We start from the raw sequence: 17,085 nt of genomic DNA, 5'->3' as shown, positions 1-17,085 counted from the left end.
GGCGCGAGATGGCTGCGGCGACCCTGCTCGTCGTCCTCGGGGGCGCCTTGTCGGCGCTTTCCCCGCTGGCACTGCAACATCTGGTCGATGCGGTGGCCGCTGCCCCGGGGGCCCGAGCCGCGTCGCCGTCGTCCATCCTGGCAGCCGTCGCGCTCTACATCGCAGCCCTGTGCGGTGCTCGTTTGTTGGGTGACCTGCGGCCACTGTGCACTGGAGCTGCTGACCAGCGTCTCGTGGCGGCCTTGAGACGACGCTTCTACGGGCACGTCCTGCGCCTGCCACTCTCCCGTCTGCTCAATCGGCGAAGCGGCGAGCTTCTGCACAGCCTCGACCTGTCCTGCGCGGGCATCCAACTGCTCGTGACTCATCTGGTCCACAGCCTCGCGCCGGTCGCCGTGGAACTCTCGGTGATGGCCTGGATCTTGACCCGGCTGCAGCAGCCGGCGCTGATGATGTTGTTCGGTGCCACCGCAACCCTGTACCTGGCTGTCTTCGCACAGGGCGCGCGGCGGTTGACGCGTCATGCCGATGCCGTCACGACGTCGAGCCTGGCCGTACACGGGCAGCTCGCCGACGGATTGGCCAATGTCGAAACGCTGCGCTGTCTGTGCGCGGAAGACGAGGCCGAGCAAGCGCTCGCGGTGGCCTCATCATCGCTGGTCGACCGTTGGCAGGGCTACTACCGGGCCAGCGCTGGCACGGGAGTCGCAGCGACGGCCGTCTTTGCGGTATCGCTGGCCACCAGCCTGGGAATCGCTGCGAACGGCGTGGCCAGTGGATCCCTGAGCGTCGGCGGCTTCATCCTGACCGGCATCTATTTGCTGCAGATGGTGAGACCACTCGAGGTGCTCGGGTCCGCCATGCGAGATCTATCGCGTTCGCTCAGGCTCTCTCAACCGCTGCTTGAGATCCTCCGTGAAGAGATTGAGGGTGCCGCGATCCTGACAGCGACCGTCTCCCCCGGACAGCCATCGGGCAGGCCGTCGCGGCAACCGTCCACGATCCGATTCGAAGGGGTGACCTTTGGCTACGACCCCGAGCGGCCAGTGATCCGTGGACTGGACCTCCATGTCGAGGCGGGGCGCACCATCGCTGTCGTCGGTCCCAGCGGCTCTGGGAAGTCATCGTTGATCCGCCTGCTACTGCGGTTGTACTCGCCGCAAGCGGGGCGCATCCTGCTGGACGGGAATCCGATCGACATGCTGGCGCTCGGCGCGCTGCGCAGGCAGATGGCACTGGTGCCTCAAGACACACCGCTACTGCATGCCTCCATCGGCAGCAACATCGCACTGGGGCGCCCGGGGGCCGGCATGGACAGCATTGTCAGTGCAGCGAAAGCCGCCAGACTTCACGAGGCTATCGAGTCATGGCCTGACGGCTACGGGACGATGGTCGGGGAGCGCGGCCTCAAGCTTTCTGGAGGCGAGCGCCAGCGCCTGGCCATCGCGCGCGCGTTGCTGCGCAGGCCCACCGTCCTCCTGCTCGACGAGCCGACCTCGATGCTGGACAGCAAGACGGAGGCCGAAGTCCTCGTCGAGCTCCGGCAGGCCGCGGCCGGCTGCACGACGCTGGTCGTGGCTCACCGACTTTCGACGGTGATGCGAGCCGACGAGATCATTGTCCTGGTTGACGGGCGAATCCACGAGCGTGGGCTGCATGCCGATCTGCTGGCCCGGGACGGACGGTACGCGCGGATGTGGCGGCAACAGATCGACGGCGCAAGCTGAGCGCGCTTAGCCGACGCTGGCCAGCGGGCAGCGCGGACGTCTGTCGTGGGTTCGCTTCATCGCGGCCATCTGGTCCCAGGCCTCGTACTGGGCCTGCAGCGTGGCGGCGGTCTCGGCTGCAAGCAGCGGCACACTGCGCTTCTCGTTATTCAGCCAGAAATTGAACCAGTCGACATTGCCCTGCAAGGAGATCATGCGCTCGCTGGGCGTTGCCAATCCGTGCGAGCCCCCCGGAATGAGGATCATGTCGGCCGGCTTGTATTGGCGGCGCATCAGCGCGTAGATGTCCCAATAGTTGTGCACCGGGATGCCGTAGGTCTCGATGCGTAGTGCCGCCTTGACGCAGTCCGTGTTCATCGAAGGGTCGGTTTCGATCCAGGCCCCGAGGTTCGGCCGGATAGGAAGGCCTCGGTTCACGGTCTCCTTGTGGCCCCAGGTGTAGTCCGAAAACCCATAGGTCACCGCGTACGAGAACAGTGTGTTGGCGTCGCCGTCGGCGATGGTCGCCGCTCGGATCGGCAGGTCGGAGAACGTGATGGCGTTGAGAACCTTCTCCCCCGTACCGCTCCAGCCGATGATGCCGACGCGCGCCGGGTCGACGCGCCCTGCCCTGACGAGCGCGTCCACGGCCCCTCTGACGCCCTCGTTGAACAGGCGATTCTGGTTCGCGTCATCGCGATGGGGCGCCGTGCCGGGCTGTGCGCGCATGGCAAGGACCAGCACCCCTTCGCGGACGAAGGCGCGTCCCGGGAAGGCGCTGGTGCCGGTGCGGTCGGCAAAGTTGGGGCCGTCCAGGTAGAAGGTGTCCGGGAAGTAGTTGTAGCTCTGGATGACCAGGGGTAGTCGCTTGCCGCGGTCCTCGACCGGCGCCATGAGGCCACCCTGCCACTGCCGTCCCTTGGCGTCGCGCCATTGAAAGGACGACATGGTGCCCCAGGTCTTGGGGTCGAATTGCGGATTCAACGTCGTCAGACGTACCGATTGGCCGGCTGGCCCGACGGCGAAGACATCCGGCGGTTCGTTGGGTCCCTCCTGCAACTGCAGGCGCCAACCCGATCCGGACGCTCGCGGCACCGGCGCCACCTCCTGCCAGCCCCCTGCGTCAAGGCGCTGGAACTGCCGCCTCTTGCCGCTGTCCATGACCACCACACCGTCGCCCGCCGGCAGCGCCTCCTCCAGGCGGCCGTTCAGTTTGGCGACGACGATCCAGCGTCCGCTGTCCGGCCAGTACTCGATGACATGCGAGGCGGCGGATACCTGGCGGCCGTCGATCAGCGGAAGATGCGTGCCGGCAAGCACGACGGAAGATCCCGTGGCCTGCCAGACCTTGTCTCGTCGGGATTGGCGGCCGCCCATGATCGAATCGTCGGGCGCATCGAGGATGGTCTGCTCGTGCGCATCGTCCAGGCGCCAGGCCACCATGCGCCGGGCCGCGAAGGACATGGGACCACTGAAATAGCCCAGCGGATCGCGGCGTATCGCCGGGCCGTATTCCTTTGCCGCCGCTTCGAGCAAGGGGTATTGCAGACTCCAGGCTCGCGTACGGCCGCGCTCGAACCGGGGCAGGATCGCCCAGCGTCCATCAGGCGAGATGTTGGCCTGGGGCCAGCCCAGATTGGCCTGGACGAAGGCGTCTCCGAGCGGCCGCGCCGGCTTGCCGGAGCCGACGTCTGCCACGTAGAAGCGGAAGGCCCGGACCTGTTCCTTCAGCGCCCGCTGTCCGTACAGGACGCCACGAAACCACTGGTTGCCCACCACGATGCTGCGGGCCCCCTCCTTCATGGGCGGATTGGGAACCTGTACCGCGTAGACCACCCGCTTGAGGTCGACCGAGGCGGCAAACGACTCGACCGGCGTCGGAGCGTTGGTCAGTTGCACCAGCTTGCGGGTCGGCAAGTCAAGGCTGTACACCTGATACACCGCGTCGCGGATCTTTGCCCGAAAGACCAGGGTGCGCTCGTCGGCCCACTGCACCTGGGCCAGGGCCGGATATCCCGATTCGTTGTCGTACCTGGCATCGAATGCGAACACGACCTCGGGCGCGGCCGGGCGGCGCTCCGCCAGCCGCTGCGGCGCGAGGTTGAGCATCAGGATCTCATAGTGATTCATGTCGGCCGCGACGTCGGCCTTGCGGGTGACGATGAAGGCGCGCGCGCCGGACGGTGACGTCTGCTGCCGGAACCCTTCGAGGTCGTGCGCCCGCGGAAGGATGACGGACTTGAACTCGACGACGTCGCGAACGGAAGGTCCGGTCGAAGGCTGAGCCCAGGAAGAAGATGCCGCGACGACGAGCCACGGCAAGGTGACGAACAGCGAGAAGCGCATGGTGGGCAGGTGGTAGGCAAAGGCGCAGCCCGCCCTCCTGCGCTCAGGCAGGCAGGCCGCGAACCGGGAGGAGGAAGAAGGAGGAAGGACGGGGAAGGGCCGCTGCGATGGCTACCAATCCAGCGACAGGCGGACGCTGACGTAGCGCCCGCGCCAGTCGGCCTGCGTGACGTCGTAGTAGGGGGCGCCCTGGGCGAACTGCGGCTCGCGATCCGTCAGGTTCGCGACGCTGGCACCGAGCGACGCCGTTCGGAAGCCCGGCAGCAGGTCAGGCCACAGCTTCTTCAGATCCAGCGAGCCGGCGAGGTCGTGCATCCAGTAGTCGCCAAGGCGCCGCTCGCTCGTACCGATGTCCTTGTAGCGCCCCAGATAGCGGCCGGTCAGGCCGAGATTCCAGCTGCCCTGGTCCAGCCCGAAAGAGAGGCGCCCCTTCCAGCGTGGCGCCCAAAAGTCCCTGAACCGACGACCGAGCCGGTCCACGGCCGCGGCGCCGGGGGCCAGCACGACCCGGTACTCATCGGTGCGGCTCGCGCCGCCCGCCGCCGTCAGCTTGCCCATGGCGGTCTTCCACACATACGCCACGTCGACGTCCGTCCCGGAGGTGTCCAGTCGGCCGAAGTTGACCTCGGTCGACTTCACGCTCGTGACCGCGCCCGGCTGGCCGTTCACAGCCGGCTCCCGCGTCACCAGACCCGGAAACAGGTTCTCATAGTCGAGGGCCGACTGCGTTGGAAGCACCGCGATCATGTCGCGGATGCGCATCTGCCAGTGCGTGAGGCTGAAGCGCGTGCCCTGCCCTCCCTCCGGCTCCCACACGACGCCCAGGCCCCTGGCCTGCCCATGCTCAGGCACCAGGTCGTGGTTGGTTGTCCGCACCACGGTGCCCGAAGTGATCGGCTCGCCGCCTCGCGCCGGATCGACGAGGCGAAAGATGGATGCCTGATAGACGATGTCGTTGACGTGGGTTTGCAGGATCGTCGGCGGCTTGAAGGAACTGGCCGCCGAGCCCCGAATCAGCAGGCTGCGGGTCGGCCGCAATTCGAGCCCACCTTGGAAGGTATTGGCCGAGCCGAAGTCGCTGTAGTGGTCACGACGGCCGGCGAGCGTCAGCGCGGCCAGGCTCCAGCCCCCGCCAGCCTCGCCACCGGCCCTCAGCAGCGGTGCCCGCAGTTCGCCATAGGCGGCCGAGCTGGTGCGGGAGCCATGGGTCTCGGTCGAGCTGGAGACGTCATAGGCGTCCCGGGCCGCCTCTGCGCCGACGACCGCATCTACCGCACCGGCCGGCAGATCGATCAGCGTTCCGCGCGCCTGTCCGGACACCTGGTCCTTGCGTCCCACACTGTGCCGCCGGTTGTCGGACCAGATGCCGCGCAGCACCGTATCGCTGGCCACGCGGCCGGACGTGAACGGGTTGAGGGCCGTGGCCGGCGTCGTCGAGGCCAACGCGGCGGTCAACGCCGCGGAGTTGACCGCCTCGTTCCAGGTCTGGGAACCGCCGCGATCGCTTGTCGTCGACGCGGAGACCTCGGCGTCCCAACCAAGGCCCAGCTCACCTCGAACGCCGACGAGGGCCCGGGTGAAGTGGGTCTGGCGCGAGAGCCCCTCCGTGCCATTGTCCGGGCTGAGGGCCGCCGTGACCCTGACGTCGACGCCGAAGGGGTTGAAGGGATTGCCTGCGGGCACGGTGACGTTGCCCAGACGAAGGCCGACGTCAGGCGCGTGCATGCGATCGCGGGTGTAGGTCAGTTCGGTGAATGCCGACCAGCTGCCCAGAATCTTGTGCTCGCCGAGCGCGTGCAATGCGAGGGTCTCGTAGCCATGAAACAGGGCGACGCCCCCGCCGGTGGTCCACACATTGCAAAGGTTCTGCGCGCCTGCCGTTGCCACGAAGTCGGAAACCTTCAACGGCTGCCCCGCGGCAACGTCCGGGATCGCCGCGACGTTCCCGTTCAGGCCCGGCAGGTTGCCCGTCACGCTCCGCACCGTCCCGGGCACGCAATAGCTCATTCGCTCGTCGGTGCTGCCGAACCGGCGGTAGTCCGCATCCCGAAAGAACTCGCGTTGCTGCATCGTCAGTGGCGAAGACCGGCTGTACGAGCCCATCAACAGGAACTCGCCCTCGGCGCTGCGCCCACCGGTGGCCAGAGACAGACTGCCGTCGCTGAAGCCGCGTCCCGAACCAACGCGGCCGGTGAACGACTGGCCGTTGATGGCCTTCTTCAGGATCACGTTGACCACGCCGGCCAGCGCGTCGCCGCCATACACGGCCGACGAACCCAACGGCACGACCTCGACGCGCTCGATCGCCGCCATCGGGATGAGATTGAGGTTGAACACGCTGCCGGTGAACGACCCCACGCCCTGGACCTTGCGGCCATTGACCAGCACCAGCGTCGATCCGAGCGGCAGACCACGGAGCTGGACCGTCCCCTGTCCAAGCGTCGTGCCGAAGCCGCCCTCGCCGGACGAGGCCGAGACCTCCGTGAGCGATGCCAGAAAGCGCTGGAGGTTGGGTTGCCCGCTCCGGTCGATTTCGTCCCGGCTGTAGACGTTCACCGGCGCCGGTCCTTCGGCATCCAGCCGCCTCAGCCGTGATCCGGTCACCTCGACGCGGATGAGTTCGTACGGCTGCCTTTCCTGGGCGGCACCGGCAGCTGCCGTCGACGTGTCCTGCGCCGAGCCCTGGACGCCCCGTTCCTCGCCGCCGTTGAACCGGCCATCGCGATCACTCGCCGGCAACATCGCGGGCGGGTGGCTGGCAGCCCCGGCAGGGGCGGCCGAAGTCGATGCCTTCACCACGACGGCGCCGTCCGCCATCAATTCGGCCGTCATCCCGCTTCCCTGCAGCGCCTGCCTGATGGCCTCGATGGCGGACAGCCTGCCCGAAACCGGGCGGGCCACACGTCCCGCGACGGCCTCCGGTTCGAAGAGCACCGACGTACGGGTCTGCCGCGCGATAGCGCGCAGTGCTTCGGCCATGCCCTGCGACGGTTGCTCGATGGCGTAGCGTGACACGGGCACCGGATCGGCGGCGAACGCAGAGCCGAAGGCGAGGAGGAGAGAAAGCCAGGTACCGTGCGGCAGGAGGTTCTGGCGTTCGGTGACTCGGCGAAAGGGCGTGTGTCTCATCTGATGTCCTTGTTGTGTTTGAGAGGGGAACAACAAGATGACGTTTCAGTCGAGTGCCACGTGGCCAGTGCTTCTCCCTACTGAGCTTTTCCGAGCTCCAACCGTCCGCCCTCCGTCTTGAGCCGCAGGCCATGCAAGTGGGCTACTGCACGGGCGAATCCAAGGTTGTCGCCGGTGCGATAGAGGCCGCTGACGCGCAGCGCCGAGCGACTCAGCCCGTCGACCAACACGATCGGCGTTCGGCTGTAGCGGTTCATCTCGTCCACGGCGTCCCGCAAGGCCGTGGCGTCGAAGACCGCCTCGCTGCGCTTCCAGGCGGTGACCTGGTCCACGTTGGGCCGATCCACCTTCGGCGGCTCGGTCGCTGCAGATCCAGCGCTGCGGTCCAGTCGCAGCCGCTCGCCCGCCTTCATCGAGATGGCCTGGGCGGGTGCGACCGCATCGGCACCGGCGTCGGTCGCCGGCCGGACGTTGACCAGCCCTTCGACGAGCGTCACCGTGAGCTCGCTGGGCGAACTGGCCTGCGCCGCTCCGTAGCGCACCGCAAAGGCCGTGCCCACGGCGACCACCTCGCTGCCGGAGACGCGCACCACGAACGGCCGATGCGGATCCTTCGCCACCTCGAAGAACGCTTCGCCGCGACGCACCTCGATGGTCCGCTGCCGGTCGTCGAAGGCCATCCGCAGCTGCGTGTCGGTGTTCATCAGCATGCGCGAGCCGTCGTCCAGCATCACCGCGCGCTGCTCTCCGATGTCGGTGGTGAAGTTGCCCTGCTCCCACCACTGGCGGCCGAGCAGCAGCATGACGGCCAACATACCCGCTGTCGCAGCGCCTGCCGCCCACCATCGCGCGCCGTGGCGCGGTCGTTTCCGCCAGCTCGAAGGCGACACCGTCTCATAGGCCGTGGCAAGCTTGATCTTGCCCACGTCGATCCAGACGTCGGTGCAGCGTTCGAAAGCCTCCCGATGGACGGCAGACTGCGCCTGCCAGGCGCGGAACTCCCGCTCCATCTGCGGCGACCGGTCGGGACCATGCAGACGCGTCACCCACACCGCCGCCTCGGCGGCGATCTCGCGCGTCACCTTGGGCTTCAATTCTGCACTCTCGGGAGTACCGGCGCGGGGCCGGGTCATGGCTACCAGCCCTCCATCCACGTGGCGGTCAGCATCACGCCTTTGGAGATGTGCTTCTCGACCGCACTCTTCGTGATGCCGTACTGCTGGGCAATCTCCTTGTAGCTCAGCCCGTCGACCTTGTGCGCGAGGAAGATGGCACGCGTCTTCTCGTTCATGCGCGAAAGACATTCGCTCAGGCGGGCCACGCGCTCGCGCGCCAGCACCACCTCGTCGGCGCTGGGACTGCCGTCCACGATGACCACATCCTCCAGCAAGACCTCTTCTCCTCGAACCGTCCGGGCGCGATGGGCGTCGATCGACAAGTTCAGAGCCGCCTTCATCAAGAAGGCCTCCGGCTGATCCACGGGCTGCTCGAGCGCGAACTTGGTGAGCCGGATCCAGGCCTCGTGCACCAGATCATCGGCATCCTGCTCCGAGCGGCCGCGACGCATCAACGCGGACCGCACCCGCAAGAATACGCTTTGCCAATCAATCAGCATCGCAATATCAGCTACGCCAACGTCGGTACGGCGAGGCTATGGGGGGCCGGGCCAGCGGCAACGGAGGCCTGCGCGGCTTGTCGGGCAGCCAGCGCCGCGGCGCGCGCGCGGTCCAGCCTTTGCTCGGTACGCAACAGCGTATCGGCAACGAATGCGAGCGCCGCGTCGGAGTCCACGAAAGGCCCATGCCGGAGAATTGCTCGCGTCAGCCGCTCACGCATGTCCGCGGCGGTCCGGTCGGCCGAACGAACCAGCCCGCGCAACCGCGGATGCAGCCTGTAGATCGGCTCAAATCCTGCCAGGGCGTCGCTCCAGTGCCGCACGACTTCCGGGTATCTTTCACCGAGTCTGGATCCTTGAAATTCCGCCAGTTGCGACAGCCCGGCTTCCTGAGTTGCGGCGTCCGCCGCTGCTCGCAGGTGGCGCGACACCTCTAGGCGGTATCGCGGCGGGACGCTGGCCAGGACTGATTCGAGAATCTGCTCAACAGACGCGACGTTGCGGACGCGAGGGAACGAGTTCGCTGGTGTTTGTCCTATTTCGCCAGCTGTCCCGACTCCAATTCCGATCTCCACCACCCCACGGACGTTCAAGTCGGCCACCGGAAGGATGGGTACCGTCACGGAGCCATGCGGGACGATCCAAACACCGAGCAACTCAAGTTCGCCGTTGCTTAGGCATCCAACGGCCCACCGGAGCGCCTGAAGGATCACCCCTTCTGGCGCCTCAACAGGCACTGCTGTTCTGCGCAGGACTACGGCAGCGTACCTGCGACAGAGCGGTCGCTGATGCGCCGCGACAGGGCGCCACCCACCAGACCAGCTTAAGGGAACGGGGTCAGCCATTTCGCTACTTTAAGTCTGCATACTCAAAGTCATCAAGTCAGAAGCCTCTCTATATGGCGAAGGATGGACCGACGTTCGGTGCCACGACATGGCTCACCGCCCGGCTCTGCATAGTACGGCGCCGTACCGGCCGCTCCGACCCCAGAGACGATCGTGCACAGGCGACGCCGAACCGTCGAAATCCGCTGTAAACCTGGCCTCATCAGTCGCCCTGGCGGCCCCGAGATGCTACTCTGAGTCTGTAGACCAATAATCGTCCTCAGACCAACCTCCGATGCATGACAATGCGCCGGATCACTGGGGGAACCGCAAGAGAACGAGTAGCTCGTCACCTCCGAACCCTGCGCGCCGAGCAAGGGCTTTCGCAAGAGTCTTTGGCCGAGAAGTCGGAGCTCCATCGGACCTACGTGGGATCCATTGAGCGCTGCGAAAGGAACGTCTCCTTGGACAACGTTGAAGCGCTAGCCGCTGCCTTGGGCGTCGACATTAGCGATCTACTTGCGCCATTGGAATTGAATCGCTAACGAGCTCACTTCGCGAAATACTTCTCTGGATCACGGTGTTGCATCGCGACAGGGCACGGTAGCGTGACCACCACGGTGTCAGCGATCCCGATGAGTAGATCACTCGCAACGCTGATCAAAGTCGGCGAGTCTGCACCCATTACGTCTCCTGCCACCTGGTCGTGGTCACACTAAGAGCGGGCGATCAGGCAGCTCGTTTGTTTCTTCCGGAAGGCGCCGGGGAAAATGCCGCACCAGCAGCTCCCCGACGGCCCTGACGCCTGCCAAGGAGCCTTCGGCAAGACGCCCCTCGGTGAACTGGCTCTGCATCTCGACGCAGACCTCGCGCCAGGCTTGGTCGCCGCAGCAAGCATGGATCCCGCGGTCCGCCACGATCTCGACGGCGCGATCTGCGAAAAGCACGTAGATCAACACCCCGCAGTTGTGCTCAGTGTCCCAGATCCGCAACTGCGAGAACAGATCGACGGCCCGCTCGCGCGCAGGCTGCCCCTGCCAGACCGGCGGGCCGTCGAGACCGCCTTCCACCACGAACCGCAACTGGCCACCATGGGCCTGCTCGCCGTCACGGATGGCTTGCTCCACGGCGGCCAAGGTCTCGGACGAGAAGGCGGCCCGGACGGCATGCTGGGTCGTGAATAGATGGCGAAGGATTCGTTGGCCGAGCGTGATCTGGACATCGAGGTCCTCAAGGAGATCAACGCAAAGAATGGCGAGCCCGCTGGCTCGACCTGGAGAGCAGATTTTGCCCGGCCCTGGGGGCCGCCTCAGGCGCGTTGCTGCTGCGACTCAGCGCTCAGGCTCCACAGGTTTCGATGTCGCTGCCGTAACGGGCGTCACCACGACAGGACGGGTCGACAAGGCGCTCGCGGCCATCTGGGACTTGCCCTCTTTCAACGCCGCGCTGTCGGACAGGATGCTGACCGCCTCGTTCAAAACGACGTCGTTGACGGATTTCCGGGTCTTCTCCAGGGCGAGGTCCTTGCTCAACTTACGTTCATTGAATTGCAAGCCATCGTCTGCCAGGGCGCCGCTCTCGGCCGCCCCCTCCGCGCCCAACATGGCGGTCAGGCGGGCCTCCAATGCGGCGCGCTCCTTGCGCCGCACCGCTTCGTTGAGTGAGATCACGTTGTTCTTGCGCCGCTCCCGTGCCTTGGCCAGGTCGTCCAGCAGGCCCTGGTAATCGCGGTCGCGCTGGACGCGGCTTTCGTGCCACGCCAGCAAGCGCGGCAGCTGCGCCTTGATGTCGCCCACGGGCACGTAGTCGGCCGCCTTGATGCGGGTCCAAGGCAAGGCGTTGTCAAAGGTCGACTCGCCGAACAAGGCGTCGTTGTCGCTTTGCAGATAGCCGATGTCCGGTGTCACGCCACGCAGCTGCGTGGTGCCACCGTCCACCCGGAAGAACTGCGCGATGGTCATCTTCAATTCGCCATAGACCGGGCTGGCATTGCGGGCAACCTGGTCAAGGCTGGCCACGGTCTGGACCGTCCCCTTGCCGAAGCTGGGCTCGCCCATGATCAGGCCGCGGCCATAGTCTTGAATCGCTGCCGCGAAGATTTCGGACGCAGAGGCGGAGGCCCGGTTGATCAGCACGCCCATCGGCCCGTCCCAGGACACGGGGGTGTTCACGTTTTTTTCCACGGTGACGTCGCCCTTGGCGTTGCGCGTCTGAACCACCGGCGCCCTCCCAACGAACAGGCCGGTCAGACCGACGGCCTCCCGCAGCGAACCCCCGCCGTTGTTGCGCAGGTCCATCAAGACGGCATCGACCTTCTGGGCCTTTAGGTCCGCCAGCAGCCTGGCCACGTCGCCGCCGGCGCTGCGGTAATCCTTGTTCCCCTTGCGAAGGGCATCGATATCCTCGTAGAACGATGGCAAGGTGATCACGCCGATCAAGCGCTTGCCTTCGCCGGTCGCCACCGAATAGACCTTGGCCTTGGCCGCGCTGTTCTCGATCTTGATCGTGTCGCGCACCAGCACCACCGTCTTGCTCGGCGCGTCGGCGCCCTTGTCGGCGGGCAGCACGTCCAGCCGTACCGTCGAACCCACCGCGCCGCGAATCAGCGCTACCGTGTCGTCCAGCCGCCAGCCCACGACGTCGTCCACCGGGCGGTTCGCACCTTGCGCAACGCCCACGATGCGGTCGCCCACGTGCAGTTGCCCGGAGACGGCCGCCGGCCCGCCCGCGACCAGCTCGCGGATGGTGGCGTAGCCGTCGATGTCGGTCAAAACGGCGCCAATGCCCGCGAGCGACAGCCGCATCGCGATGTCGAAGTTGGCGGCGGCGCGCGGTCCCAGGTAGTTGGTATGGGGCTCGATCGCCATCGTGTAGGCATTCATGAACGCCTCGAACGCATCGGCGCCGGTGATCTTGCCCAGGCGCTTGGCAGTGTTGTCGTAGCGGTTGTCGAGGACTTTCGCGATTGCCGCGTCATCCTGGCCCGCGAGCTTGAGCCGCAGCCAGTCGTTCTTCACGCGCTTGCGCCACAGGTCGAGGGTCTCTGCCTCGGTCGCAGGCCAGGCCTGGTCCTTGCGGTCGATCATCAGCGTCTCGTCGCTATCGAAACTGAACCCCTTGCGCAGCAGGCTGCGGGCATAGGTCAATCGCTCGACGGCCCGGCGTTCGTAGAGGTTGAAGAACTCGAACGGCGCGCGCAGATCCTCGGTCAGGATCGCGTCGTCAAGCCGGGTGCGTTCGGCGGTCAGGCGGTCGACGTCAGCCTGCAGGAAATAGACCTTCTCGGGGTCGAGCGCCTTCAGGTATTGGTCGAACACCTTGCTCGACAAGGCATCGTCCAGCGGCACGGCCTTGTAGTGGTAGCGCGAAAGCAGCTCCGCCGCCAAGTGGGCCGCCTTGGCTTCCTGCACCGCCGGCTTCAGCGGCGGTGGGTAAGCAAGCTGCGAATCCGCCGCGGCGCCCTGCGCCGCGACCGCCAGGGTCAACAAGAACCCGATCAGCTGTTGTTTCAATCTCGCTCCAGAACGTGGCAAGTCGCATTCCAAGACCATGATCCCCCGACGGCGACGCTTCAATACACTCGCAGCACCTCAAACCGCTGTCGGACGGGAGCGCCCTGCAGCGACACCTCATCGCCCTCGCACTTGCCCAGCAAGGCCCTGCCCAACGGGGCGTCGCTGCTGATGACCTGCACCGCCTCGGCGCCGCAGACCAGCTTCATGCTGCCCCCAGCCGGCCCCAGAAAGAGCTGCTGCTCGTTGCCGTCGGCACCTGCCAAGCACACCAGCGCGCCGAGTTGAATCCCCTTGCCGGCGTCGTAGGCGCCCGGGCGGAACTGGCGCCAGTTGGCCATCGCCTGGCGGATCTCCTCGGCGCGGCGCGCCTGTCCGGTCGCCAGGTAGGCGGCTTCGAGGCCCAAGGTGTCGTACTTGTTCTCGGCGATGTTTTCTTCGTGCGTCGCCGTTTCATGCGCCGTCCGCGCGGCCCGCTCGGTTTGCAGCAAGTCTTCGGCCAGCCGTTCCAGCACCTGCTGCTGCAGCAAGAATTTGTCCATGATGAAAGGTGGGTGCATCGAACCGGCGGGGGGCCTGATTATCCGGGGCCGATCTGAGCGAGAGACGCGGCCGCGTTCTCCGTGTGCCGTTCAGGCTCCGCGGTGTGCAGATGGTTTGCTTGGCCGCAGGTCATCGACCGTTTCCGACGGCTGATTCAACCGGTCAAAAGCGCGGTCGTGGTGGCCAGCGGCGGCACGTCTGGTGGCGGCACGTCGGCCGCCAGGTCGACCACGCCGCGTGGCAGCCGCACGGTAGACAGGAAAGGCAGGTGGCGCGAGTAGGCCTCGCCCTGCCCGATGGCCATCAGCGCGATCGCCGGGTCACGCAGTAGCGTGCGGATGAGGCCTGCTTGAGGCGCCGAAATTAGCATGGCGGCGTCCAGCTGACCCTGCCGCAGGGCGGTGCCGGCGGCGTCAGGGGCGAGGTTGGACAGCTGCAGGTCGGTCGGCTTCAGCTGGTTCAGGGCCAGCAGCTTCTCCATGATCTGCGGCACACCGCTGCCGTCCTGATCGACGTTGACACGCAGGCCGCGCAGCTGCGCCAGGCGCTGCAGTTCGCCGCCGGGCTGGCGGCGTGCGATGGCGAGGTCGCGGCGGTAGAAGATCCAGATCGGCTCGTAGGCTGCCCAGCGAAACGATGCCCGCCTCGGTATCGGCCGCGGGGTCGGCCATGCCACCGCGCACGAACCCACGTCGGCCTCGCCTGCGCGCAGCAGGGCCAGGTCGTCCTGCGCACCTTCGGTGGCCCTGAGCTGCACCTGGATGCGTTCGCGCGCCTACGCCTTGGCATAGCCCTCGCCGAAGGCGGCGCAGGCGCCTCCCGCCGGGCCGGTGGCCAGCCTCACCTGGCGCGGGGGCTGCGGGTCCAGCCACGCATACGTTGCGACCAGCAGGCCGCCGCCGAGCAGCAGCAGCGGGCCCATCGAGACCATCATGTCGCGCAGCGTCTGCAGCAGCAGGCGCAGGCGACGGGTGGCATGCCCCGGCTGAATCGGGGTCATGGCTTGCCGTGGTGCGCGGGCAGGTTGAAGGTGTGGGGGTTGCAGAGCCACGCGCACGCGGGTGTACATACGGGCGTGCCGATCGCAAGGGGGCGGAAGGTTGCGATACCGAGGCGTCGCACGGGCGAGGCCTTTACCGATGGAGGACCGGTCCACCGTAAGCAAGGCATGCGGTCCCCATGGTTACAGCTTCCTTCGTCCTGCCGGCGAGCGCCCCCAAGCCCTGCGGCGCCAGCCGCGACTACGCCGAGGTGGGCCTGGAGCGCCGTAGCCGCCGCGGCAGGCCGAGGGCGAGCGCGCCGCTCGTGCGCCAGGCGCGCGGCGCAGGGCCAGCGGCGAGCAGGGGGCGGGACAGGGGCAGCAGCGATGCCAGGGCGAGCGCGGCGGCGGCCAGCACAAAGGCCGTCATGCGGAGTCCTTGCGGCGGCGGCCTGGCGCCAGTAGATGAGCCCGCCCAGGCAGCGCCAGCGGCCCGAGCCACAGCGGCGCGGTGGCGGCATGCGGCCGGGGGCGGAAGAGCATCTGCTTGCCATAACGCTGCACCAGCTCGGCACGCAGCGGCTCTTCGCTGCCGCCGTCGACCGGGCCTTCGCGCAGATCTCGAATGAAACAATTGGTAAAAGCATCTTTGCCCGGCCGACGATGGAAATCGCTGGACGGGTGAGACCGCGGAAATCACCGTCACCGAACGCGTAGACGTCACCAGTTCATTCGTGAAACAGGTCCTAGCAACTCACCATTCGTTCGGTCGACGTTCCCGTCAATGAAGTCTCTTCCCGAAGAACGCGCGTCGAGTCCCCATTACGGCATTCGGTCGGCCTGTAGACAGAACCGCCCGTCGCGATCTGCAATGCAATGGCCTTCGGGTTCGACGGCTTCGATGAGCCGGCGGCACCCGCATTGAGCGTGGGAGCAGGGAATGGAAACAATGACTGGCACCAGCCGTTGGCATGGTCAGACGCCGCCTGAGGTTCACCTTCGGCGTGCGGCCACGCGGCTCGTTTCGGTAGGGTCGTCCGACGGGCGGCTTGGCGCAGCAGCCGGGGCCGTGCCCCAGGAGAGGCTCAGACACCCGTCGTTGCGCCGGCACGCGCTCACGGGATGGAGCCGGTGATGGACGAGAAGTTCGGTTCGGCCGACATCGATCTGTTCACCCAGCCTGGATCCCAAGCGGAACACAGCACTCCGCCATCCAAGGTGGACGCTGCGCTACCGACGAAGCGAGCCAAATTGCATGCGCGCAGGTTCCCGCATCTGACGTCGGCATGGCGCGCCGGCTTGTCGCTGAAGGCCGGGGGTCCGGGAGGGCATCTCCTCACCTCACGCGACGGGACGCTGGCCATCGCGATTCGGCCGACACCGGTCGGACTGTGGGTCGAGCGGCGCCATTGCCCCTTGAGCGGGCCGCGCACCGCGCACACGCTGATATTCGAAAGCCCGGCGACCTTTGACAAGTGGTGTGCGGCCGAGCCTCTGAGGTTCGACGATCCGATCCTCTACGACGCGCTGCGCCGAGAAGGCCATGAAGCATTCGGTGAACCAGGATGACCTGTTCAGCCTGGCCGCGTTCACATCCGCCGCAGACTATGCGGAGCGCACGCTTGCAGCCTTGAACAGCATCGAGGACTCGGATAACGCCGCGGTCGCGGTGGTTCGGTTCCGAAGCGCCTTCCGGCTGATGGGGGCCGACGCCGGCGTCTTTCTGAGCGTCGTTCGAGACGGGCCGGGCCGCACCACGTTTCGATCACTTCTCGCCTGCGACCCCTTGTGGGCCATCGAGTACACGAAGGGCGACTGGGAGGAGCGCGACCCGTGGCTCCGGCATGCCATGAATCACACCGAGCCGGTCCGCATCAGCGAGTTGAGGCTCCGTCCAGACGACGAGCCGTTCATCAGGGCCTCAGCGAAGCTGGGCTTCGCGTCCGCCGTCGTCGCTCCCGCCCCAACATCTGCTGGAGATGCCCGGGTGGGCGTTCTCTGCCTGGGATCGCATCAGCCAGGCTTCTTTGAATGCGACGCCTACCGGTCGGTCCGGGTTATTGCCCGGGCGCTCTCCATGGAACTGCACCGGTGGCTCTTTCAGGCCGCTCGTCGGGAATTGCTGACGCTCTCCGGGCTGACCCCCGATGACGTGGACCTGCTGCGGCACGAAGAAGCGGGTCACAGCACCAAGGTGATATGCGCACGACTGAACATGGAGGCTTCGACCATCAACTGCCGATTCCAGCGTCTGCGCGCCAAGCTCGGGGCGCCTGACCGGCGAACTGCAGCGCGAATCGCACGGCTGTATGGACTGCTCTGACGCTCACCGGGGCCGGAGATGTCCTGGCGCGCCTCTCGCCGCTCAGCACACTGGATGCGATGCCAGGACGCCCACGCCCAATACGCATCAGGCTCCCGATCGACAACG

At 66.6% G+C, this 17,085-nt stretch carries 16 protein-coding genes; 4 read left to right on the top strand and 12 right to left on the bottom strand.

Annotated elements, in window-relative coordinates:
• The first annotated feature begins 8 nt into the window (after window positions 1-8).
• Window positions 9-1,727 carry an ABC transporter ATP-binding protein gene (locus LXT12_RS13590; protein ID WP_233392726.1) on the top strand — a complete coding sequence of 573 codons (1,719 nt, stop codon included), beginning with the start codon at window positions 9-11 and terminating at the stop codon, window positions 1,725-1,727.
• A 6-nt stretch (window positions 1,728-1,733) separates the two neighbouring features.
• On the opposite strand, the gene LXT12_RS13585 is transcribed toward LXT12_RS13590, so the two are convergent.
• The 5 genes from LXT12_RS13585 to LXT12_RS13565 form a co-directional block, all read right to left on the bottom strand.
• Window positions 1,734-4,052 (bottom strand): hypothetical protein, encoded by a 2,319-nt coding sequence (locus tag LXT12_RS13585; RefSeq protein ID WP_233392725.1) that lies wholly within the window; start codon window positions 4,050-4,052, stop codon window positions 1,734-1,736.
• Between the two features lie 111 nt (window positions 4,053-4,163).
• On the bottom strand, window positions 4,164-7,181 hold the full coding sequence (locus LXT12_RS13580) for a TonB-dependent receptor (protein WP_233392724.1): 3,018 nt from the start codon (window positions 7,179-7,181) through the stop codon (window positions 4,164-4,166).
• A 77-nt stretch (window positions 7,182-7,258) separates the two neighbouring features.
• Complete coding sequence (locus LXT12_RS13575) at window positions 7,259-8,275, bottom strand: FecR family protein (RefSeq protein ID WP_233392723.1); 1,017 nt, start codon at window positions 8,273-8,275, stop codon at window positions 7,259-7,261.
• Window positions 8,276-8,316: 41 nt separating this feature from the next.
• Complete coding sequence (locus LXT12_RS13570) at window positions 8,317-8,796, bottom strand: RNA polymerase sigma factor (RefSeq protein ID WP_233392722.1); 480 nt, start codon at window positions 8,794-8,796, stop codon at window positions 8,317-8,319.
• A gap of 11 nt (window positions 8,797-8,807) precedes the next feature.
• Window positions 8,808-9,641: a transposase gene (locus tag LXT12_RS13565; protein WP_233392721.1), complete on the bottom strand. Its 834-nt coding sequence runs from the start codon at window positions 9,639-9,641 to the stop codon at window positions 8,808-8,810.
• A gap of 278 nt (window positions 9,642-9,919) precedes the next feature.
• Between LXT12_RS13565 and LXT12_RS13560 the strand changes: the two genes are divergently transcribed.
• Window positions 9,920-10,165, top strand: a complete 246-nt coding sequence (locus LXT12_RS13560; RefSeq protein WP_327574534.1) for a helix-turn-helix domain-containing protein — start codon at window positions 9,920-9,922, stop codon at window positions 10,163-10,165.
• A 165-nt stretch (window positions 10,166-10,330) separates the two neighbouring features.
• Here LXT12_RS13560 and LXT12_RS13555 read toward each other — a convergent pair whose 3' ends face one another.
• From LXT12_RS13555 to LXT12_RS27135, 7 genes are all read right to left on the bottom strand, one after another.
• The gene (locus LXT12_RS13555) at window positions 10,331-10,834 is read right to left on the bottom strand and encodes a TPM domain-containing protein (RefSeq protein ID WP_233392976.1); all 504 of its coding nucleotides are present in this window, start codon (window positions 10,832-10,834) and stop codon (window positions 10,331-10,333) included.
• A 117-nt stretch (window positions 10,835-10,951) separates the two neighbouring features.
• Window positions 10,952-13,132, bottom strand: a complete 2,181-nt coding sequence (locus LXT12_RS13550) for a carboxy terminal-processing peptidase (RefSeq protein ID WP_233392720.1) — start codon at window positions 13,130-13,132, stop codon at window positions 10,952-10,954.
• 59 nt (window positions 13,133-13,191) lie between these two features.
• The gene (locus LXT12_RS13545) at window positions 13,192-13,674 is read right to left on the bottom strand and encodes a GreA/GreB family elongation factor (RefSeq protein WP_233392719.1); all 483 of its coding nucleotides are present in this window, start codon (window positions 13,672-13,674) and stop codon (window positions 13,192-13,194) included.
• A gap of 155 nt (window positions 13,675-13,829) precedes the next feature.
• Window positions 13,830-14,432 carry a TAXI family TRAP transporter solute-binding subunit gene (locus LXT12_RS13540; protein ID WP_233392718.1) on the bottom strand — a complete coding sequence of 201 codons (603 nt, stop codon included), beginning with the start codon at window positions 14,430-14,432 and terminating at the stop codon, window positions 13,830-13,832.
• Between the two features lie 18 nt (window positions 14,433-14,450).
• Window positions 14,451-14,675 carry a hypothetical protein gene (locus tag LXT12_RS13535; protein ID WP_233392717.1) on the bottom strand — a complete coding sequence of 75 codons (225 nt, stop codon included), beginning with the start codon at window positions 14,673-14,675 and terminating at the stop codon, window positions 14,451-14,453.
• 241 nt (window positions 14,676-14,916) lie between these two features.
• Window positions 14,917-15,084, bottom strand: a complete 168-nt coding sequence (locus LXT12_RS13530) for a hypothetical protein (protein ID WP_233392716.1) — start codon at window positions 15,082-15,084, stop codon at window positions 14,917-14,919.
• The gene (locus tag LXT12_RS27135) at window positions 15,081-15,272 is read right to left on the bottom strand and encodes a cytochrome c-type biogenesis protein CcmH (protein ID WP_419964778.1); all 192 of its coding nucleotides are present in this window, start codon (window positions 15,270-15,272) and stop codon (window positions 15,081-15,083) included. Before LXT12_RS27135 ends, LXT12_RS13530 begins: the two co-directional genes overlap by 4 nt.
• A 516-nt stretch (window positions 15,273-15,788) precedes the next feature.
• On the opposite strand from LXT12_RS27135, the gene LXT12_RS13525 reads away from it, so the two are divergent.
• Complete coding sequence (locus tag LXT12_RS13525; RefSeq protein ID WP_233392715.1) at window positions 15,789-16,223, top strand: hypothetical protein; 435 nt, start codon at window positions 15,789-15,791, stop codon at window positions 16,221-16,223.
• Window positions 16,198-16,977, top strand: a complete 780-nt coding sequence (locus LXT12_RS13520; RefSeq protein ID WP_233392714.1) for a helix-turn-helix transcriptional regulator — start codon at window positions 16,198-16,200, stop codon at window positions 16,975-16,977. The genes LXT12_RS13525 and LXT12_RS13520 overlap by 26 nt, the downstream gene beginning before the upstream one ends.
• Window positions 16,978-17,085: the final 108 nt, after the last annotated feature.

This window comes from Pelomonas caseinilytica, assembly GCF_021353235.1.
GTDB lineage: Bacteria > Pseudomonadota > Gammaproteobacteria > Burkholderiales > Burkholderiaceae_C > Pelomonas > Pelomonas caseinilytica.
The sequence above is the reverse complement of the archived record's forward strand: the minus strand, read 5'-3'. Positions and strand labels throughout refer to the sequence as shown.